This is a genomic window from Mycobacterium marseillense (assembly GCF_010731675.1).
In the GTDB taxonomy this organism is placed as follows: domain Bacteria; phylum Actinomycetota; class Actinomycetes; order Mycobacteriales; family Mycobacteriaceae; genus Mycobacterium; species Mycobacterium marseillense.
Map to the genome: position 1 here is coordinate 2,156,174 of NZ_AP022584.1, position 19,334 is coordinate 2,175,507.

The window sequence follows — 19,334 nt, forward strand, 5'->3', positions numbered from 1 at the left end:
ATGGTGGATCGCCCGGGGAAGTCCGCGAACGATGCGCAGTGGCGTGAGGCGGGTGATCGGATCCAGACGCTGCTGGATTCCTGTGCAGCAAGTGGGACCGCCGCGTATGACCGTGCGCAGCAACTGGTTCGCGAGGTGGTCGGGCTCTACGGCACCGGGCTGGAGCGGATCATGCGGGTGGCCGGCGATCCCGGGCCCGAACGGGGGCTGGTCGAGCGGCTGGCCACCGACGACCTGGTGGCCAGCCTGCTCCTGGTGCACGGCCTGCATCCGCACGACGTGCACCGCAGGGTCCGCGACGCGCTGGATCGGGTGCGGCCCTACCTGGGTTCGCACGGCGGCGATGTCGATCTGCTCGACATCGCGGACGGTCCCGACGGTCCGATCGTCCGGCTGGCGTTCACCGGCAGCTGCAAGAGCTGCCCCTCGTCGGCGGTGACGCTGGAGCTGGCCGTGCAGGACGCGGTCCACGCGGCCGCGCCGGAGATTTCGTCGATCGAGGTGGTGGCCGCCGCTGACACGACCACTCCGGCGAACGTCATTCCCGCAGAATCACTGCTGGCGCATCTGCATCCGAATGGCACCGGGCCGACCGACTGGCACCCGATGCCCGAACTGGCCGAGCTGGCGCCCGGCGAGGTCGGGGGTTTCGTGCTCGACGGCGGTACCACCGTGGTCGCCTGCCGGGTCGGCGACCAGACGTTCGCCTACCGGGACCACTGCCCGGTGTGTGACGACTCGCTGGCGGGCTCTCAACTGCACGGTCGGATGCTGCGCTGTGCGGGCTGCCGGACGGATTTCGACATTGTCCATGCGGGGGTGGATGCGAGCGGTGGTTCCACCGGCCATCTCGATCCGATACCGCTGCTGAGCCGCGACGGCGTGCTGTCGGTGGCGGTGCGGGCACACGTGCTGGGCGCACCGGCATGACCGCCGGCGACGATGCAGAGCGAAGCGATGCTGAGGAGCGGCGCTGATGACAAGCCCGTACGAAGTCCTGGCCGGCATCAGAGGCGACCGGCGCGCCCCCGAGCCGGCGGGCGAGCGCTGCGAGATGTGCGCGGAGTCGATCGCCGACGAACACCAGCACGTGGTCAACGTGGCCGGCCGGCAGCTCATGTGCGTGTGCCGTGCTTGTTATCTGCTGTTCACCGACTCGGAAGCCGACTTGCGCTATCGCGCGGTGCCCGACCGGTATCTGTCGTTTCCCGACTTCGCGCTCGATCGGCTGGTGTGGGAGACGCTGCAGATCCCGGTCGGGGTCGCCTTCTTCTTCACCAACTCGGCCCTCGGGCACACCGTCGCCTTCTACCCCGGGCCGGCCGGCGCAACCGAATCCGAACTGGATATGGAGATCTGGCACACCATCCGCAACGCCGACTCACGAGTAAGCCTGTTGGCCGACGACGTCGAGGCGCTGCTCGTACGCGTCGCCGACAGCGCCCAGGATGGCGAATTGGCAGAGCCCCAAACATATCTGGTGCCGATCGACGCCTGTTACGAATTCGTCGGACGTCTGCGCATGTTGTGGCGCGGCTTTGACGGCGGCCAGCAGGCCCGCGAATTCATCGACGGCTTCTTCGATCGGCTCGCCGCCCGCGCCGTAAAGACACCGCGATGAACGGCGCGCCGATGACTGTGAACTTCGCGGTGCAGGACGTGACGGCCGAACCGTATACGGTCAGCCCGATACTCACCGCCCGCATCGGCGTCACCGCCGGCGGTGACGACCCGGTGCATGCCATCGCCCTGCGGTGCCAGGTCCGGATCGAGCCGCTGCGCCGTTCCTACTCCGATGACGAGGCCGCCGGACTGACCGATTTGTTCGGCGGCCGCGAACGCTGGGCGAGCACCCAGCGCACCTTCCTTTGGCAACACTGCACCGCCATGGTGCCGGGGTTCACCGGCAGCACAACCGTGGCACTGCCGCTGGAATGCACCTACGACTTCGAGGTCGCCGCCGCCAAATATCTGCACGCGCTGCGCGACGGCACCATCCCACTGCAGTTTCTGTTCAGCGGAACGATTTTCGTCAACTCCGAGCGTGGATTCTCGGTCCAGCAGGTGTCGTGGGACTGTGAGGACCGCTATGCCATGCCGGTCACGGTCTGGCGCGACCTGATCGCACAGCACTATCCCAACAGCGGATGGATCCGGCTGAGTCACGAAACCGTCGCGGAGCTCGCCGGTTACAAGTCGGCCCACGGAATGCTCGACTTCGACCACGCGATCACCGCACTGCTGGATACCAGCGTTGATCACGAGGTGACCCGATGACGTCGAGCTGGGACCGGGCCCGCGCCGTTGCCGACGCGGTGCTCTACGAAGGCTACCTGCTCTACCCGTATCGCGGGACGTCGAGTAAGAACCAATCACGTTGGCAGTTCGGTGTTCTGGGGCCGTGCGACGCGGCCGACGCCGGCCTGGGCGAAGACGACAGTCTGTCCGCGCAGTTCCTGCTCGACGGCGCCCAGGCGCTGACGCTGGTGGTGCGTTTCTTGCAGCTACAGCATCGCCGCGCCGAGCGGGAAACCGGTTCCGGCGAGTTCGAGCCGGTCGACGAACTGAAAACCCCGGCCGGGTCCTGGCTGACGTGGGACGAAGCGGTGGAATGCGAAATCTCCTTCGGCCCGCTGACATTCGACGATCGGTCGCTGCCGGTGATGGCCGGCGCGGTGACCGATATCGAAACCCTCGACGGTGGCCGGCTGGTTCGCACCAGACGGGAGGTAGCCGGCGTATTGACCGTGACCAGCGAGCCCGACGGCGACCTGCGGCGCGTTTCGGTTCGGCTCAGCAATACCGGCGCGGCCGCGCGTGACAAGGACGACGCCATCGCACGCTCCATGATCGGGACGCATATTATCGCCGAAGTGGTTGGTGGTCAGTTCATCTCGCTGCTCGAGCCACCGGACGAAGCGGCCGATGCGGCGTCCCGCTGTCGGCAACATCGCTGTTTCCCGGTGCTGGCCGGGCCGCCGGGCACCGACGACATGCTGCTGATCTCACCGATCATCCTCTACGACCACCCGGAGGTCGCCGAACAGAGCGATACCGCTTTGTACGACTGCACCGAGATCGACGAGATCCTCACGCTGCGCGTGATGACGATGACGGACGAGGAGAAGGCGCAGGCCCGCGCGACCGACCCACGGGCCGCCCGGATCATCGACGAATGCGATGCCATGTCGCCCGACGCGATGGCCCGATTGCACGGCGTGCTGCGCGATCCGCACTCGCTCAATGTCCCGACGGGCCTGGTGCCCGAGATCCCCGAGGGTGTGGACTGGTGGGATCCACTGGCCGACAACGCCGTCCGCCCCGAGATCGACGCGGTGCTGGTGAACGGGATCCGGGTAGCGCGCGGCAGCAAGGTCCGGTTGCGGCCCAGGCGCAACGCCGACGCACAAGACATTTTCGTCGCCGGCAAGTCCGCCCGCGTTACGTCGGTGCACGAGGACGTCGAGGGCAACAAGCACGTCGCCGTGGTCGTGGACGAGGATCCGGCCGCGGACCTGCACGACTGGTACGGCCGCTATTTGTACTTCTCGCCCGACGAAGTCGAGCCGCTGCAGTCGCAGCACAGCACAACAATCCCCGAAGGGAGCTCACCATGGAAGTCCTAGGTTGGATCTTCATCGCCATCGTCGCGCTGGTGGTCGCGGTGGCGTTGGCACTAGGCGTGATGTCCGTGCCGGACGCTCGCCGCTATCTCAAGTTGAGGCGGATGTAGCCGACGAGGGTGCCACCATGACAGCGCGCATCCTGGTAGCCGGGATCGGCAACATCTTCCTGGGCGACGACGGATTCGGCTCGGAAGTGGTCCGCCATGCCGAACTGCCCTACGACGATCCGACGGTCCAAGTCATCGACTACGGAATCAGGGGCATGCACCTGGCCTATGACCTGCTCGAGGAGTGGGACATGCTGGTTCTGGTCGACGCCGTACCCAGCCAGGGCCATCCGGGCACATTGCACGTCTTTCAGGCCGACCACGACTCATCGCCCGAAACGAACGGGCTGGACGCTCACAGCATGGACCCGGCCGCGGTCTTCGCCAGCCTGCGGGCGCTGGGCGGGCATCCGCCCTACACAGTGGTCGTCGGCTGCGAGGCGGCCAGCGTGCAGGAGGGCATCGGTCTGACCGAACCGGTCGCCGAAGCCGTGCCCCGGGCGGCGCGGGCGGTGGCAGACATCGTCGCGGCGTTGCACGCCCCGTCACCCGCCGAAAAGGGGTGCTGAGCCATGTGTTTGGGGATACCGGGGCAGGTCATCACAATGCTGGACGGTTTCGAGGGACAACTCGCGCTGGTCGACGTCACCGGAGAACAGCGCAAGGTCAACGTCGGCATGTTGCCGGAAGAAAACTTCGCGCCGGGTGACTGGGTGATCATCCACATGGGCTTCGTCGTCGAGAAGACCGATCGGGCCGGGGCCGAACAGGCCATGGCCGGCTTGGAGTTGATGGGCCGGGGCGGCACCGACCCGAGACTGCGACCGGAGGCCCGTTGAGATGACCAAAGTGACCGAAGCCCCCCTGCTGTTGTCGTCGCCCGCCGAGACCCACGTTCGTCGGCACGTCACGGTGACCGGCGTGGTTCAAGGGGTCGGCTTCCGTCCGTTCGTCCATCGGATCGCGACCGAGCTGGGTCTGGCCGGGTTCGTCGGCAATGACTCGGGCGCGGTGTTTCTCGAGGTGCAGGGCCGGCCCGACCGGGTTACGGAATTCGGGCGCCGGCTGCGCGCCGAAGCCCCACCCCTGGCCCGGATCACCGACGTATGCGTGGCCGACCTCGTCGCCGACCCCGGGTGCGCACCCGAATTCCGGATCGTGCCAAGCCAACTGGCCGCCGGGACGACCACCCCGATCCCTCCCGACATCGCCGTCTGCGACGACTGCGTCGCCGAGTTGTTCGACCCGCTCGATCGCCGTTACCGGCACCCGTTCGTGACCTGTACCAACTGCGGGCCGCGCTTCACCATCATCAAAGAATTGCCGTACGACCGCCCGGCCACCACGATGTCGGCGTTCGCCATGTGTGCGCGCTGCGCCGGCGAATACCACGATCCGTCCGATCGCCGCTTCCACGCCCAGCCGATCGCCTGCCCGGACTGCGGCCCGACGCTGCGGTTCGGATCACCGGCCGGTCAGGTGAGCGGCGCGGACGCGGCATTGGCCGCCACGCAGAACGCGCTGGCAGCCGGCGCCGTGGTGGCCATCAAGGGAATCGGCGGCTATCACCTGGCCTGCGCCGTCGACAATGCTACCGCCGTCGCGGCATTGCGGACGCGAAAGGCCCGCGCCGCCAAACCCTTTGCCATGCTGGTCCGCGATCTCGATACCGCGCGCCGCTACGCCGACGTCGACGACACCGAGGCCGGGGTGCTGTCCGGTCCGGCCCGCCCGATCGTATTACTCAGGCGGCGCCCCCGCGCCCCGGTCGCCGACGCCGTCGCACCCGGCAGCCCGCTGCTGGGACTGATGCTGCCGTACTCCCCCATCCATCACCTGCTGCTCACACCGGTACCGGGCATCGCCGGACCGGTACCCGACGCGCTGGTGCTGACCAGCGCCAACCGCTCCGACGAGCCCATCTGCTTCACCGATGACGATGCGGTGCAACGACTCCCGGCACTCTGCGACGCGGTCCTCGACCATGACCGGGCAATCCATGTGCCGTGCGACGACTCGGTGGTGCGAGTTGTCACAGCCGCGGAAAGCGAGGAAGGCGCCTACGAACTGCCGATCCGCCGCTCCCGTGGTTACGCGCCGCTGCCGGTCGAATTGAACCTCGCGCCTCCGGCGGCGACCGCCGTGCTGGCCGTGGGCGGCGAGCTGAAGAACACCTTCTGCCTGACCGACGGTTCGCGAGCCTACCTGTCCGGTCACATCGGCGACATGGCTACCTGGGAGACGCTGCGCGCGTTCGAGCGCGCGGTGGGCCAGCTCAGCGAAATCCGAGGCGAACCGGTGCGTTTGGCCGCCGACCTGCATCCCGGCTACCACACCCGAAGCTGGGCCGAGCGCCACGCGGACGACCGCCCGCTCGATCTGGTCCAGCACCACCATGCCCACGTGGTGTCGCTGCTGGCCGAACACGGGCGCATCGGCGAGCCCGTCATCGGTGTCGCCTTCGACGGCACCGGTTACGGCTGTGACGAGACGATCTGGGGCGGTGAGATTCTCGCACTGGGAACGCGAAGCCACCGTTTCGTCCGGGCCGGCCACCTGTTGCCGGTACCGTTGCCCGGCGGCGACGCCGCGGTGCGCAATCCGTGGCGGATAGCGCTGTCCCAGTTGTGGGTGGCCGACATCGACTGGACCCCCGACCTGGCGCCGGTCGCTGCGGCGACCGACGACGAACTGCGCTTCACCCGTTCGCAATTGGAGACCGGGACGGGCTGCGTGCCCTGTTCGAGCATGGGCCGACTGTTCGACGCGGTCGCCTCGCTGCTCGGGGTGCGCCACCGCATCGACTACGAGGGACAAGCCGCCATCGAGCTCGAGGCGCTGGCGGAGTCGGTCGGCCATAGGTGCACGCTGCCGTCGTTGCCGTTGGCGGTGCGCCCCGACGGGGTGATCGATCCCGTCCCGATGGTGCAGACCATGGTCTCGGCGCTCTACGCCGGGACACCACCGGCCGTGCTGGCCGCGGCGTTCCATCGCGCGGTCGCCATCGCCGTCGCCGAAGTGGTCGCCCAGGTGGCCGGCGGCACTCGGTTGGTGGGCCTGACCGGCGGCGTGTTCCAGAACGTCCTGTTACTGAGCGTGTGCCGTGAGCTCTTGCAGCGGAACGGCTTTGAGGTGCTGACCCATCATATCGTCCCGCCGAACGACGGTGGCCTCGCTTTGGGGCAGGCCACGGTCTCGGTGCTGATCGCGCAGGAGGAGGTGTTGACTCGATGATGACCACCGCCATCGATCGCGGGCTGAGCGCCGAGCTGGCCGAAGTCCTCGCGGCCACCGCACTGACGCTGGCCAAACGATTCTCCGCGGGTGCCACCATGTGGTCCATCGCGCCGTCGTGGGAACCGCATGCGATGCACATCGCCGTCGAATTCGTGCATCCGGTGATCATGGGCAAACGCGCGTTGCCGGCGGTGGCGCTGACCGGGTCCGACCTGGTGGACCTGGTGCGGATATCGGTGCGGCCCGGCGACATCGTGGTCGCGGTCTCCGGCGCGGCCGACGTGCAGGTGCGCTCGGTGATGCGCCGCAGCCCGGCCTGGGGCGCTACCACGGTCTGGATCGGCAGCGGCGATCCGCCCGAGGCCGCCGCTGCCGATCACGTACTTTGGCTCGACGACCCCGACCCGCGGGTGCCCGCCACCGGTGGCTTCGTGCTGTTCTACCACCTGCTGTGGGAGCTGACCCACGTGTGCTTCGAGCACGCGGGATTGCTCAAACCCCAGGGCTGCGACGACGAAGCGGTTTGCGTGACGTGCAGCGACGAAGGCCGGCTGGGCGAGGTGGTGAGCGCTTCGGCCGACGGCCAGGCACGGATACGCACCGCCCGGGGAGTCGAGACCGTCATCACCACACTCGTCGGCCCGGTCGCTCCCGGCGAGCTGGTGCTGGTGCACGCCGGCACGGCGATCAGCCGCGTCTGCGACGACGATGCCGGCGCAGCCGGGATCCGAGGAGCAGCGCCATTAGGCCGCGTCTGCGACGACGATGCCGGCGCAGCCGGGATCCGAGGAGCAGCGCCATTAGGCCGCGTCTGCGACGAAGAGCAAGAAGGTGTTTCATGAGTCCCGCGGACGAACCCACCAACTTCCTGTATCCGTTCATCGACGCCGAAGAAGACGATCCGTCTTCGCTGCTCACCGATCTGGCCGCGTCGGCACAAGCCAAAGCGTCCGAGAGCCTGGCGCTGCGGCGCTCCACCCTGGAAGCCAACGCCGATCTGCTGGCGTCGGCCGCCACCGAATTAGCGCGGCGATTCGACACTGGCGGAAGGATGTTCACCTTCGGCAACGGAGGCAGCTGTACCGACTCCACCACGCTGGCGGCATTGTTCGCCCGACCGCCGCTCGGCAAGCCGCTGCCGGCGTGGTCGTTGACCGCCGATCAGGCGATCCTGACCGCACTGGGTAACGACGTCGGGTTCGAGTTGGTGTTCGCCCGTCAGCTGATCGCCCGCGCGAAGGACGGCGACATCGCGATCGCCATGTCGACGAGCGGCAATTCACCCAACCTGCTGACGGCGCTGGCCGAGGCCCGCCGGCGCAGCCTGTACACCATCGGTTTCTCCGGGTACGACGGTGGCGCCTTCGTGGACAACCCGAACGTGGACGCCTGCTTCGTCGTTCGTTCGCAAAGCGTGCACCGGATTCAGGAATCGCAGGCGCTGCTGGGTTATCAATTGTGGCTGGCGGTCCACGAACGTCTCGGCAGCGATCAAGATTTGATGAGGAGCGGCGTATGAGCACCTCAAAGGGTGACTACCTCTCATCGGGGCCACGGTTCGCCGAAGGTGACGTGATCGAGCGGATCGAATCCTTCCGCCGGCGTCGCCCCCGGCTGGTCGATGACCATGTGACCCTGGCGCACGGTGCGGGCGGCAAGGCGTCGGCCGCACTGGTGGACGCGGTGTTCGTGGAGGCGTTCCGCAATCCGGTGCTCGAGTCGCTGGGCGACGGCGCGATTCTCACCCTGCCCAGCGGCGAGCGAGTGGCGATGTCGACGGATTCGTTTGTGGTGCAGCCCAGGCGCTTTCCCGGTGGATCCATCGGCGAACTGGCCGTCTACGGCACCTGCAACGACCTCGCCGTGGCCGGGGCGGTGCCGTCGTGGATCTCGGCGGCGTTCGTGCTCGAAGAGGGTTTCGGCATCACCGAATTGAAAGAGATCGTCGCCGACATGGCCGCGGCGGCATCGGCCGCCGGCGTGCAGATCGTCACCGGTGACACCAAAGTGGTGCCCAAGGGCGCGGCCGACGGCCTGTTCATCACCACCGCCGGGACCGGCGTCATCCCCGCGGGCCGCGCCTTGTCGCCGCAGTCCGTGCGGGCCGGGGACAAGGTGCTGTTGTCCGGGTCGATGGGCGATCACGGCATGGCGGTCATGCTCGCGCGGGGTGATCTGGCCATCGAGGCCGACATCGCCTCCGACACCGCGTCGGTAAGCCCGTTGGTGGAACTGCTGATGGCGGCGGCCCCGTCCACCCGGTGGCTGCGCGACGCGACGCGGGGCGGGGTGGGCACGGTATGCAACGAGCTGGCCCAGGCGTGCGGCCTGGGGGTGTTGCTCGAAGAGGAGCGACTTCCCGTGGCGCCCATGGTCAATGGTGCCTGCGAGCTGCTCGGCATCGACCCGCTCTACGTCGCCAACGAGGGCAAGTTCGTCGCCGTGGTCGCGCCGCACGAGGCGCACGCCGCACTCGACGCGCTGCGTTCGCATCCGTTGGGCACCAATGCGGCCGAGGTCGGGGAAATCGTCACCGAACCCGCCGAAAGCGTAGTGCTGCGCACTGGGTTCGGCGGTACCCGGATCGTCGACATGCTCGTCGGTGATCCGTTGCCGCGAATCTGCTGAGAGGAGATAACCGCTCATGTGTCTTGGTATTCCGGGACGGATCGTGGAAATCACCGATCCTGCCAACTGTTTGGCGAAGGTAGACGTCAGCGGCGTACAGCGGACCATCAGCGTCCGGCTGCTGGAAAACGACATGCCGGTACCCGACGAGTGGGTGCTGGTCCACGTCGGGTTTGCGATGGCCAAGATCGACGAAACCGAGGCGCTGCTGACGCTGGCCGCCATCAAGAAGCTCGGCGACGCCTATACCACCGAAATGCAGGCCTTCGACTCGTCGGCCATCGTTTGACTAGGAGCTGCAATGAAATTCGTCGACGAATTCCGCGACCCCGCCGCGGCGCGCAAACTGCTGGTGGCCATCGAGCACTTGGCCGGGTCCGGCGGCGAGGAGTTCAAGTTCATGGAGGTGTGCGGCGGGCACACGCATACCATCTACCGGCACGGCATCGAACACCTGCTGCCCGACAACGTCGAGCTTGTGCACGGCCCGGGCTGCCCGGTGTGCGTGATCCCGATGGGACGCATCGACGACGCGATGTGGCTGGCCGGTCAGCCCGACGTGATCTTCACTTGTTTCGGCGACATGATGCGGGTGCCCGGCTCGCACGGCAGCCTGTTGGATGCCAAGGCCCGCGGCGCCGACGTGCGGTTCGTCTACTCGCCGCTGGACGCCTTGAAGATCGCGATCGACAACCCGGCCAAACAGGTGGTGTTCTTCGCGATCGGGTTCGAGACCACGGCGCCGTCGACCGCGGTGACACTCGTGCGGTCACGCGACCTGGGGCTGAGCAACTTCAGCGTGTTCTGCAACCACGTCACCATCGTGCCGCCGATCAGGGCCATCCTGGAGTCGCCGGACCTGCGGCTGTCGGGTTTCATCGGCCCCGGGCACGTGTCCACGGTGGTGGGCAACCGCCCCTACCGGTTCGTCCCGGACGTGTACCGAAAGCCGTTGGTGGTAGCCGGTTTCGAGCCGCTGGACATCCTGGCCGCGGTCGCGATGCTGCTGCGCCAGATCCGCGAGGGACGCTGCGAAGTGGAAAACCAGTACAAGCGCGTGGTGCCCGAGCACGGCAACCCGGCCGCGCTGACGTTGATGGGGAAGGTGTTCGCGCTGCGTCCGCACTTCGAGTGGCGTGGACTGGGTTTCATCTCGCAAAGCGCCCTGCGCCTGCACGACGACTTCGCCGAGTTCGACGCCGAGCTGCGGTTCGCCATGCCCGGGGTGCGAGTCGCCGACCCGAAGGCCTGCCAGTGCGGCGAGGTGCTCAAGGGTGTGCTCAAGCCTTGGGAGTGCAAGGTTTTCGGTACCGCCTGCACACCGGAGACGCCGATCGGAACCTGCATGGTGTCCCCGGAGGGCGCGTGCGCGGCCTACTACAACTTCGGCCGCATGCACCGCGACGCCGTCAAGCTGGTGGGGCGCACTTGACCGCTGACATGGGCGTCGAGATGTTCGCCCGCTACGCGTATGCGCCCAACGCGCTCGGTTACTGCGGTCCCCCGCTGGGTGCCACCCTGCGCGACGGGTCGGTCGCCGACGTGCGCAGGGCGGCGACGAAGTTCTCCGGCGCGTGGCCGTACCTGCGGGTGCTGTCGGAACTGACCGGCATCGCCGACCCGCTGGATTACCGCCTGGTCGAATCGTATTGGCTCGGCGGGGGCGTCGCCGCAGGTCTGGACCCACAGCAATTCTTCGACGCGCTGCTCGCGATCCTGGGCCCGCAGGCGGGCCATTACTGGTCGCATCTCACCCCGGACCTGGCATGCGAGGCCGCCGCGAACCACTGCTTTCACGTGTTCGGGATTTACCCGTGGACGCGGTTTTTGGGCCGAATTTCTGACGAGCAGCCGCTGCGCGTGCTGGACAACTGCCGAATCAGTCCCGGCACAGTGCTTTCCCGCGACGGTGACCGCGTCGAGGTGCTGTGCCGCGGGCTGGCCTGGGACGGCCGGGCGCTCACGCTGTCGCCACCGTCGGCGCGCGTGCTCGAGGTGTGGGCCGACGGCTACAGCGCGGTGCCCGACGCGGCCGCCGGTGATGTGGTGGCGATGCACTGGGGCCGGCTGTGCGGCCGGCTCTCGCCGGCGCAGCTGTGCGCGCTGACCGACAGCACCCACCGACAATTGCTGGTGACCGACCGGCGACTGGCGCGCGTCTAGCTTCGTCGTCAGACTGGCCCGGTGTCCGGTTCCCTGTGCGACGTGCTGCCCGCCGCGGCCGCCCTGCTCGGGGTCCCGGGCGCTGTCGACACGCTGGCGGTGACGGACCGGGCGGGCCCCGAGCGGATCGACCGGGTGCTCGTCGTGCTGGTGGACGGGCTGGGCTGGCACCTGCTCCCGCAGTTGGCCGGCGGCGCCCCGCTGCTGGCCTCCGTGCTGAGCGGCGCGACGGGGTGGCTGACCCAGCTGGAGTGCACCTTCCCGTCGACCACCCCGACCAGCCTGGTGTCCCTGGGCACCGGCGCGCTGCCCGGCGAGCACGGCGTTCTGGGCTTCACCCTGCGGGTGCCGGGCACCGAGACGGTGCTCAACCACGTCCGCTGGCGGGACGACCCCTCCCCGGCCGTCTGGCAGCCGGTGCCGACCTGGTTCCAGCGGCTCAAAGAGGCCGGCGTCAGCGCCCGCGCGGTGCTGCCGGCGCTGTTCCTCGGCAGCGGGCTGACCGAGGCCGCCTACCGCGGCGCGGAATTCCGCCCGGCCGGTCCGGCCGACGACTACGCGCGGCTGGTGGTCGACGACCTGCGCTCGGCGCCCGGGCTGGTCTACGGCTACACCGCCGAACTCGACACCGCGGCCCACGTCTTCGGCGTCGGTTCCGAGCAGTGGCACGCGGCGGCGACCAGCGTCGACGCGCTGCTCTCGCGCCTCCTCCAGGACCTGCCGCCGAACGCCGCGCTGCTGGTGACCGCCGACCACGGCGGCCTCAACGTCCCGCCGGAGGCCCGAGTCGACCTCGACGCCGACCCTGGGCTGGCCCAGGGCGTCCGGGTGGTCGCCGGCGAGCCCCGGGTCCGCTACCTGCATACCGAACCGGGCGCCGGGCCCGACGTGCGCGCCGCGTGGGCCGAGGTGCTGGGCGGCCGGGCCACCGTGTACAGCCGCGAGGAGGCGGTGAGCACCGGGATGTTCGGGCCGGTCGCCGCGGCCCACCTGGAGCGGATCGGCGACGTGGTGGTCGTCTGCTCGGGCGACACAGCGGTGCTGGCCAGCGCGCACGAGCCCCCGGAAGTGTCTCGCCTGGTGGGTTTCCACGGCGGAGCCAGCCCGGCCGAGATGGCGATCCCGCTGATCGTTTTCCGTCCCTAGCTGCGCCGACCGTGGATTCGGACCGACTTCACAGCTCGTTCCGACCGGTTTACCACGATTGACGTTGTACATTCGCCCCACTGTGTTGTTCCGGGGTGGCGGTGAAACTCGGCGGTGGCAATTCGCCACCGCGATCGTCGCAGCGCTGGGTGTGTTCGTCGCCCTGATCGCGGGTTCGTCGCTGCGGCCCCAGTTCGCCGCGGCCACCCTTCCGGAACCGGCCGCCTGGTCCGGTACGGCCCCGGGGGCCGGTGCGCAGGTACTTCCGCGGGGCCGTGACGCCGCCGTCGCCCGCCCGGCGCCGGCCGCTGCGCAGTCGTCGACGCCGGCGAACAACGCCGACAAGAAGCCGTTCCACAGCATGTGGATGACGAAGGAACGGCCCCAGCCCTGGAACCGTTCCTCAGCGCAATCGGCCCTGTCACCGACACCGACGACGTTCAGCCCGGCGCGGGCAACACTCGGCGACGCCCAATCCCGTTCTCCCACAACCATTCCCGCCGACCGAGATACCTTGACCCGGCTCTGCATCGCCCGCGTCTGATCGCTGCACGCCGCGCATTCGCGCGAAAGGCCTGGTAAACCCCCGTGTCTATCTCGTGAAGGACGCCCCCATGTTTTCGACCACCAACCACACCACCCTCCCCCGGCGGAGGCTGTAATGGATTTCGCGACGCTGCCACCGGAGATCAATTCCGGGCTGATGTATTCGGGTCCCGGCGCGGGATCGATGGTCGCGGCCGCCGCGGCATGGGACAAGCTCGCCGCGTGGCTGTGCACCGCGGCGGCCGACTACCGGGCGGTGACCGCCAAGCTGGCCGCGCACGGGGAGGGCCCGGCGTGCTCGGCGCTGCGCGAAGCCGCCGCCCTCTACGTCGACTGGCTGGACGCCAACGCCGCGCGAAGCCAGCGCGCGGCCGCCCAGCTCAGCGCGGCGGCCGGGGCGCACGAGGCGGCGTTCGCGGCGACGGTGCCCCCGCCGGCGATCGCCGGCAACCGCACGCGCCGCAAGGCGCTGGTGTCGGCGAACTGGCTGAGCCAGCACAGCGCGGCGATCGCGGACGTCGACACCGAATACGACGCCATGTGGGCACAGAACTCCGGCGCCATGTACGCCTACGCCGACGCCGCCGCCGGCGCGGTGACGTTGACCCCGTTCACCCCTCCCCCCGCGGATCCCGGTGCACAGGGAGATACTTGGTCGTTGAAGGCGGCGCCCGACGTCATATCGGCCGCACGCCAGGTGATGTCGGCCATCCCCGGCGCCATCAAGCATTTGTCGTCGGCATCGCAGACCACGTTCGAGGCGTCCCTCTCCTCGGTGACACCGTCGCTGTCGAAACTGAATTCGCTGACGGCGCCGTCGGATTTCGCGATCGGCCACCTGAATTCGATGAACAAGGCGGCGGCGCTGCGCACATTGTTCCCGAGGCCGGCCGCCGTCACCGGCGTGCACGCGCGGCTGGGCCGCGCGATGCCGCTCGGCGCGCTGTCGGTGCCGCGCACCTGGACGGCGGCCGCGGCCGGCGCGCAGGGGACGGGCGGGGACCGGCGGGCGACCGCGCCGGTGTGGCCACGGCCGGTGCCTACGGCGGTGAGAGCGGAGTCACGTAGGCCGAGCTGATGCCGCCGTCGACCAAAAACGTCGACGCCGTGATGAACGACGCGTCATCGCTCGCCAAAAACGCGACCGCAGCAGCGATTTCGCCGGGCTCGGCGAAGCGGCCCACCGGCACGTGCACCAGCCGGCGCGCCGCACGTTCGGGGTCCTTGGCGAAAAGCTCTTGCAGCAGTGGCGTGTTGACCGGCCCCGGGCACAGCGCGTTCACCCGGATGCCCTCCCGGGCGAACTGCACACCCAGCTCGCGCGACATGGCCAGCACCCCGCCCTTGGAGGCGGTGTAGGAGATCTGCGACGTCGCCGACCCCAGGACGGCGACGAACGAGGCCGTGTTGATGATCGAACCGCGCCGCGCGGGAACCATGTGCCGCAACGCCGCCCGGCAGCACAGGTAGACCGACTTCAGGTTGACGTCCTGGACGCGTTGCCACGCGGGCACCTCGGTGTTCTCGATGAGATCGTCGTCAGGAGGCGAGATGCCGGCGTTGTTGAACGCGATGTCGACGCGGCCATAGGCCTGCACCGCTGTGTCGAACAGCGCGTTGACCGCGTCCTCGTCGGCGACGTCGGTGGGCACGAACAGACCGGACAGCTCGTCGGCCGCGGCGGCGCCCGCGTCGCCGTCGACATCGGCGACCACGATGGTGGCTCCCTCGGCGCGCATGCGCCGCGCCGACGCCAACCCGATGCCGCTGCCGGCGCCCGTGACGACGGCGACCCGGCCCGCCAACCGTTGGGTGAGATCGACCGCCACCGCCTAATCCTCTCCGATCGCGATAAACACATTCTTGGTCTCGGTGAATCCCAACGGCGCGTCCGGGCCCAGCTCGCGGCCCAGGCCCGACTGCTTGAAACCCCCGAACGGGGTGTTGTACCGAACCGACGAGTGCGAATTCACCGACAGATTCCCGGCTTCGACCGCGCGGGACACCCGCAGGGCGCGGGACAGATCGTTCGTCCAGATCGATCCGGACAGGCCGTAGGCGGTGTCGTTGGCCAGCGTCACCGCGTCCTGCTCGTCGTCGAAGGCCAGCACCGTGACCACCGGCCCGAAGATCTCCTCGGTGACGCAGCGGTCGGTGCGCTGTGGCGTGAGAACCGTTGGCGGGAACCAGAATCCGCGGCCACTCGGCGCGGTACCCCGAAACGCGACCGGTGCGTCGTCGGGCACGTAGGAGGCCACCTTGGCGCGGTGCGCGGCCGACACCAGCGGGCCCATCTCGGTGCCCCGGGACGCGGGATCCCCGACGACCACACCTTTGACGGCGGGTTCGAGCAGCTCCAGGAAGCGATCGTAAACGCTGCGCTGCACCAGGATTCGGCTGCGGGCGCAACAGTCCTGGCCGGCGTTGTCGAACACCCCGGCCGGCGCGGTCGCTGCGGCCCGCTCGAGGTCGCAGTCGGCGAACACGATGTTGGCGCTCTTGCCGCCGAGCTCCAGGGTCACTCGCTTGACGTGGGCGGCAGCCCCGGCCAGCACCTTTTTGCCGACGTCGGTGGAGCCGGTGAACACGATCTTGGCGATGTCGGGGTGCGTGACGAACCGCTCCCCGACCACCGGGCCCGGCCCGGGCAGCACCTGGAGCAGGTCTGGGTCCAGCCCTGCCTCCGCCGCCAGCTCGCCGAGCCGGATCGTGGTCAGCGGTGTCGCCTCGGCGGGTTTGATCAGCACGGCGTTGCCCGCGGCCAGCGCCGGCGCGAACCCCCAGGAGGCGATGGGCATCGGGAAGTTCCACGGGGTGATCACGCCGACCACGCCCACCGGTTCGTTGAACGTGACATCCAGGCCGCCGGCCACCGGGATTTGCTTGCCGGACAATCGTTCCGGGCTGGCGGCGTAGTAGGTCAGGACATCGCGGACGTGACCGGCCTCCCACTCTGCCGACGCGACGGGATGTCCCGAGTTGGCGACCTCGAGGGCCGCCAGCTCGTCGAGATGGGCGTCGACGACGGCGGCGAAAGCCCGTAGGCCGGAAGCCCGTTCGGCCGGGACCAGCCGCGCCCACCGCCGCTGCGCCGCCCGTGCCCGGCCTACCGCGTCGTCGACGGTCGTCGCGTCGACGTGCTCGACCGTGCGCAGCACCTCCTCGGTCGCCGGGTTGATCAGTTGCGTGGCGCTCACGTCAGCGTCCCGCGTAGGCCCGGGCCGCGTCCACGATCGCGGCGAACAACCGCAAATCCTCCAGGGACTGTTCCGGATGCCATTGCACCGCAAGAACAAACCGGTCCCCGGGGAGCTCCAGCGCTTCGACGACACCGTCGGGATCGGTCGCGCTGACCACCAGTCCGTCCCCGACCCGGTCGATGGCCTGGTGGTGATAGCACGGCGCGTCGACGGTCTCGCCCACCAGCGCGGCCAGCCGCGTGCCCGCCGCGGTGCGTACCGGCAAGCGGGTGAACACCCCGTTGCCGGCGCGGTGCCCGCAGTGCCCGAGTACGTCGGGCAGGTGCTGGTGCAGCGTGCCGCCGAGCGCGACGTTGAGCACCTGTGCGCCGCGGCAGATCCCGAGCACCGGCAGCCCGCGGTCCAGCGCGCCGCGCAACAGCGCGAACTCCCAGGCGTCGCGGTCGGTGCGGGGTTCGTCGGTCGTGGGATGCGGTTGCTGGCCGTAGCTGGCGGGGTCGAGGTCATAACCGCCGGTGATCACCAGCGCGTGCAGGCCGTCGAGCACCGAGCTGACGACCTCGGCCTCGGCCGGTTGCGGGGGCAACAGCACGGCGATCCCGCCGGCCTGGATGACGCCCTCGAAGTAGTCGGTCGGCAGGTACCCGGCGGGGATGTCCCAGATCCCGGTCTGCACCCGCTCCAGGTATGTCGTCAGGCCCACCACCGGACGCCTTGGTGACCTACAGCCGTTCAAAACCACGCGTCCTTTCCCAGTCGGTGACCGCCGTGTTGAAGGCCGCCAGTTCCACGCGGGCGTTGTTCAGGTAGTGGGCGACCACGTCGTCGCCGAACACCTCGCGCGCGAGCGTCGAGTGCTCGAAGACCGAGGCCGCCTCGGCCAGGGTGGCGGGCAACCGCTCGACGCCGGAGGCTTGATAAGCATTACCCGCGTAGGGCTCCTCTAACTCGAGGCCCCGTTCGATACCGTACAGCCCGCCGGCGACGATCGCCGCCACCGCCAGATAAGGGTTGACGTCGCCGCCGGGCACCCGGCACTCGACCCGGGTGCTGGAGCTGTGGCCGACCACCCGCAGCGCGCAGGTGCGGTTGTCCAGTCCCCAGGCCAGCGCGGTGGGCGCGAAGCTGCCGTCAGTGAATCGCTTGTAGGAGTTGATGTTCGGCGCATAGAACACGGTGAAGTCGCGCAGGGTGGCCAGCAGTCCGGCCACAAAGCTGCAAAACGTCGACGACATGCCGTGCGGGCGAGCGGGGTCGGAGAACACCGCGCCACCCTGGGGGTCGCGCAGCGAGAGATGTATGTGGCAGCTGTTGCCTTCTCGCTCATCGTATTTCGCCATGAACGTGAGGCTCCTGCCGTGCTGATCGGCGATCTCCTTCGCCCCGTTCTTGTAGATGACGTGGTTGTCGCAGGTGACCAGCGCCTCGTCGTAGCGGAAACCGATTTCCTGCTGCCCCCTGTTGCATTCGCCTTTGACGGCCTCGAATTGCAGTCCCGCGCCGGCCATCCCGTTGCGGATGTCGCGCAGCAGCGGCTCCATACGCGACGACGCCGCGATCGCATAGTCGATGTTGTAGTCGCTGGCCGGGGTCAGTCCGCGGTACGCGCTCGCCCACGCCTGGCGATAGGTCTCGTCGAACACCATGAATTCCAGCTCGGTCGCGGCGTCGGCGATCAGCCCGCGCCGGGCCAGCCGGTCGAGCTGGCGGCGCAGGATGGCGCGCGGCGACACGGCGACCGGGGCGCCGTCGGCCCAGCCCACGTCGGCGATCACCAACGCGGTCCCGGGCAGCCAGGGAATGCGCCGCAGGGTGGACAGATCGGGCGTCAGCACCGTGTCGCCGTATCCGGTGTCCCAGCTCGACATCGCGTAGCCACCGACGGTGTTCATGTCGACGTCGACCGCCAGCAGATAGTCGCAGCACTCGACGCCCTGGGCGGCCACCTCGTCGACGAACAGGTGCGCGGCCACCCGCTTGCCGACCAGGCGTCCCTGCATGTCGGCGAACGCCACGATGACCGTGTCAACCGCGCCGCCGGCCACCAGCTGCCGCAGGGCGGTCAGCGAGAGCATCGCATCGTTCGGGTCGGTCACGGCGCCGTCTTTAGAGGCCATGACCGTTAGTCAACCAGGCGCTACCAGGTGCTGGTGCGCAAAATGATCTCGGCGGCCAGTTGTGCCGTCGACTCCTGCACGGTGCGCCGGCCCAGGTGCACGACCCGGTAGTCGGCGTAGACGTACTGCTGGCTGGCCTGGGCCACCGACCGGGCGGCCGGCGAGCTGACCAACACCGTGGTGCCGATCTCCACCGGCGGGCAGTGCCCGTCGCGGATGGCGCCGTCGCGATCGCCGGCGCGCGGATGCCCGCGATCGATCACCACCAGGCCGACGAACCGGCCCAGCCGAGTCGCCGTCAATTCCCACGCGAGGTCGCCGCCGGCGCGGTCGCCCATGACGACGGCCCAGCCGATTCCCAGCGCGTCGAGAATGCCGATCACCGACTTGGGGGTCAGCCGCGGGTCGAAGCCGATCACGACCGTCCGCAACGACGCGGTGTGCAGGCGCTCGCAGACCGCGTCATACGCGGCGGGCGCGCGCTCCTCGTCGCCCAATATGACGACGACGACGCCCATCTCCGGGCCGGCCACAACGACCGGGACCGGGAACCCCTCCAGGGTGGTCATCATCGAGGACACCCAAGCACGCTACAGCCAAACGGTATGTGTGCGCGACGATTCT

Annotated in this window: 21 protein-coding genes and 1 pseudogene; 17 read left to right on the forward strand and 5 right to left on the reverse strand. The window is 68.9% G+C overall.

The window, feature by feature from the left end; translation table 11 throughout:
- From G6N26_RS09570 to G6N26_RS09645, 17 genes and pseudogenes are all read left to right on the forward strand, one after another.
- Complete coding sequence (locus tag G6N26_RS09570; RefSeq protein WP_083018102.1) at positions 1-930, forward strand: NifU family protein; 930 nt, start codon at positions 1-3, stop codon at positions 928-930.
- Positions 931-976: 46 nt separating this feature from the next.
- A complete protein-coding gene (locus tag G6N26_RS09575) occupies positions 977-1,621 on the forward strand; it encodes a DUF5947 family protein (RefSeq protein ID WP_083018104.1) in 645 nt (214 codons plus the stop codon).
- Positions 1,618-2,277 carry a DUF6084 family protein gene (locus G6N26_RS09580; RefSeq protein WP_179960310.1) on the forward strand — a complete coding sequence of 220 codons (660 nt, stop codon included), beginning with the start codon at positions 1,618-1,620 and terminating at the stop codon, positions 2,275-2,277. Before G6N26_RS09575 ends, G6N26_RS09580 begins: the two co-directional genes overlap by 4 nt.
- Positions 2,274-3,626: a hypothetical protein gene (locus G6N26_RS09585; RefSeq protein WP_067172252.1), complete on the forward strand. Its 1,353-nt coding sequence runs from the start codon at positions 2,274-2,276 to the stop codon at positions 3,624-3,626. The genes G6N26_RS09580 and G6N26_RS09585 overlap by 4 nt, the downstream gene beginning before the upstream one ends.
- Positions 3,614-3,733, forward strand: a complete 120-nt coding sequence (locus G6N26_RS26550) for a DUF6893 family small protein (protein ID WP_095577505.1) — start codon at positions 3,614-3,616, stop codon at positions 3,731-3,733. The genes G6N26_RS09585 and G6N26_RS26550 overlap by 13 nt, the downstream gene beginning before the upstream one ends.
- 17 nt (positions 3,734-3,750) lie before the next feature.
- Positions 3,751-4,242 (forward strand): hydrogenase maturation protease, encoded by a 492-nt coding sequence (locus G6N26_RS09590; protein WP_064941447.1) that lies wholly within the window; start codon positions 3,751-3,753, stop codon positions 4,240-4,242.
- Positions 4,243-4,245: 3 nt separating this feature from the next.
- On the forward strand, positions 4,246-4,512 hold the full coding sequence (locus G6N26_RS09595; protein ID WP_083018106.1) for a HypC/HybG/HupF family hydrogenase formation chaperone: 267 nt from the start codon (positions 4,246-4,248) through the stop codon (positions 4,510-4,512).
- Between the two features lies 1 nt (position 4,513).
- Positions 4,514-6,907 (forward strand): carbamoyltransferase HypF, encoded by a 2,394-nt coding sequence (gene hypF, locus G6N26_RS09600; RefSeq protein WP_083018108.1) that lies wholly within the window; start codon positions 4,514-4,516, stop codon positions 6,905-6,907.
- Positions 6,904-7,617 (forward strand): annotated as a pseudogene (locus G6N26_RS09605) (hydrogenase assembly protein HupF); the annotation flags it as partial. The gene hypF and the pseudogene G6N26_RS09605, both read left to right, overlap by 4 nt.
- A 131-nt stretch (positions 7,618-7,748) precedes the next feature.
- Positions 7,749-8,429, forward strand: a complete 681-nt coding sequence (locus G6N26_RS09610; protein WP_064941453.1) for a D-sedoheptulose-7-phosphate isomerase — start codon at positions 7,749-7,751, stop codon at positions 8,427-8,429.
- On the forward strand, positions 8,426-9,538 hold the full coding sequence (gene hypE / locus G6N26_RS09615; protein ID WP_067172386.1) for a hydrogenase expression/formation protein HypE: 1,113 nt from the start codon (positions 8,426-8,428) through the stop codon (positions 9,536-9,538). The genes G6N26_RS09610 and hypE overlap by 4 nt, the downstream gene beginning before the upstream one ends.
- Before the next feature lie 16 nt (positions 9,539-9,554).
- Positions 9,555-9,827 (forward strand): HypC/HybG/HupF family hydrogenase formation chaperone, encoded by a 273-nt coding sequence (locus G6N26_RS09620; protein ID WP_064941457.1) that lies wholly within the window; start codon positions 9,555-9,557, stop codon positions 9,825-9,827.
- Positions 9,828-9,839: 12 nt separating this feature from the next.
- A complete protein-coding gene (hypD, locus tag G6N26_RS09625; protein WP_067172388.1) occupies positions 9,840-10,970 on the forward strand; it encodes a hydrogenase formation protein HypD in 1,131 nt (376 codons plus the stop codon).
- A 20-nt stretch (positions 10,971-10,990) separates the two neighbouring features.
- The gene (locus tag G6N26_RS09630) at positions 10,991-11,701 is read left to right on the forward strand and encodes a DUF6390 family protein (RefSeq protein WP_082991476.1); all 711 of its coding nucleotides are present in this window, start codon (positions 10,991-10,993) and stop codon (positions 11,699-11,701) included.
- A gap of 21 nt (positions 11,702-11,722) precedes the next feature.
- The gene (locus G6N26_RS09635) at positions 11,723-12,847 is read left to right on the forward strand and encodes an alkaline phosphatase family protein (RefSeq protein WP_083018110.1); all 1,125 of its coding nucleotides are present in this window, start codon (positions 11,723-11,725) and stop codon (positions 12,845-12,847) included.
- An 82-nt stretch (positions 12,848-12,929) separates the two neighbouring features.
- Entirely contained in the window at positions 12,930-13,391 is a 462-nt protein-coding gene (locus tag G6N26_RS09640; RefSeq protein WP_067172395.1) for a hypothetical protein, read from the forward strand.
- Positions 13,392-13,508: 117 nt separating this feature from the next.
- Positions 13,509-14,471, forward strand: a complete 963-nt coding sequence (locus G6N26_RS09645; RefSeq protein WP_067172397.1) for a PPE family protein — start codon at positions 13,509-13,511, stop codon at positions 14,469-14,471.
- Here the strand turns inward: G6N26_RS09645 and G6N26_RS09650 are convergent.
- From G6N26_RS09650 to G6N26_RS09670, 5 genes are read right to left on the reverse strand one after another with little or no spacing between them, the layout of a single operon-like run.
- Positions 14,434-15,222, reverse strand: a complete 789-nt coding sequence (locus G6N26_RS09650) for a 3-oxoacyl-ACP reductase (RefSeq protein ID WP_083018111.1) — start codon at positions 15,220-15,222, stop codon at positions 14,434-14,436. The two genes, G6N26_RS09645 and G6N26_RS09650, sit on opposite strands and share 38 nt — an antisense overlap.
- A 3-nt stretch (positions 15,223-15,225) precedes the next feature.
- Positions 15,226-16,590 (reverse strand): aldehyde dehydrogenase family protein, encoded by a 1,365-nt coding sequence (locus G6N26_RS09655; RefSeq protein ID WP_067172399.1) that lies wholly within the window; start codon positions 16,588-16,590, stop codon positions 15,226-15,228.
- A 1-nt stretch (position 16,591) separates the two neighbouring features.
- Positions 16,592-17,335, reverse strand: coding sequence for a gamma-glutamyl-gamma-aminobutyrate hydrolase family protein (locus tag G6N26_RS09660; RefSeq protein ID WP_231122228.1), 744 nt, complete (start codon positions 17,333-17,335; stop codon positions 16,592-16,594).
- Positions 17,316-18,710: a glutamine synthetase family protein gene (locus G6N26_RS09665; protein WP_083018113.1), complete on the reverse strand. Its 1,395-nt coding sequence runs from the start codon at positions 18,708-18,710 to the stop codon at positions 17,316-17,318. The genes G6N26_RS09660 and G6N26_RS09665 overlap by 20 nt, the downstream gene beginning before the upstream one ends.
- A gap of 20 nt (positions 18,711-18,730) precedes the next feature.
- Complete coding sequence (locus G6N26_RS09670) at positions 18,731-19,282, reverse strand: alpha/beta hydrolase (RefSeq protein WP_067172463.1); 552 nt, start codon at positions 19,280-19,282, stop codon at positions 18,731-18,733.
- Positions 19,283-19,334: the final 52 nt, after the last annotated feature.

Coding starts and splice junctions, on each gene's coding strand:
- G6N26_RS09570 (WP_083018102.1), top strand. CDS start 1: ATGGTGGATCGCCCGGGGAAGTCCGCGAACGATGCGCAGTGGCGTGAG.
- G6N26_RS09575 (WP_083018104.1), top strand. CDS start 977: ATGACAAGCCCGTACGAAGTCCTGGCCGGCATCAGAGGCGACCGGCGC.
- G6N26_RS09580 (WP_179960310.1), top strand. CDS start 1,618: ATGAACGGCGCGCCGATGACTGTGAACTTCGCGGTGCAGGACGTGACG.
- G6N26_RS09585 (WP_067172252.1), top strand. CDS start 2,274: ATGACGTCGAGCTGGGACCGGGCCCGCGCCGTTGCCGACGCGGTGCTC.
- G6N26_RS26550 (WP_095577505.1), top strand. CDS start 3,614: ATGGAAGTCCTAGGTTGGATCTTCATCGCCATCGTCGCGCTGGTGGTC.
- G6N26_RS09590 (WP_064941447.1), top strand. CDS start 3,751: ATGACAGCGCGCATCCTGGTAGCCGGGATCGGCAACATCTTCCTGGGC.
- G6N26_RS09595 (WP_083018106.1), top strand. CDS start 4,246: ATGTGTTTGGGGATACCGGGGCAGGTCATCACAATGCTGGACGGTTTC.
- hypF (WP_083018108.1), top strand. CDS start 4,514: ATGACCAAAGTGACCGAAGCCCCCCTGCTGTTGTCGTCGCCCGCCGAG.
- G6N26_RS09610 (WP_064941453.1), top strand. CDS start 7,749: ATGAGTCCCGCGGACGAACCCACCAACTTCCTGTATCCGTTCATCGAC.
- hypE (WP_067172386.1), top strand. CDS start 8,426: ATGAGCACCTCAAAGGGTGACTACCTCTCATCGGGGCCACGGTTCGCC.
- G6N26_RS09620 (WP_064941457.1), top strand. CDS start 9,555: ATGTGTCTTGGTATTCCGGGACGGATCGTGGAAATCACCGATCCTGCC.
- hypD (WP_067172388.1), top strand. CDS start 9,840: ATGAAATTCGTCGACGAATTCCGCGACCCCGCCGCGGCGCGCAAACTG.
- G6N26_RS09630 (WP_082991476.1), top strand. CDS start 10,991: ATGTTCGCCCGCTACGCGTATGCGCCCAACGCGCTCGGTTACTGCGGT.
- G6N26_RS09645 (WP_067172397.1), top strand. CDS start 13,509: ATGGATTTCGCGACGCTGCCACCGGAGATCAATTCCGGGCTGATGTAT.
- G6N26_RS09665 (WP_083018113.1), bottom strand. CDS start 18,710: ATGGCCTCTAAAGACGGCGCCGTGACCGACCCGAACGATGCGATGCTC.
- G6N26_RS09670 (WP_067172463.1), bottom strand. CDS start 19,282: ATGATGACCACCCTGGAGGGGTTCCCGGTCCCGGTCGTTGTGGCCGGC.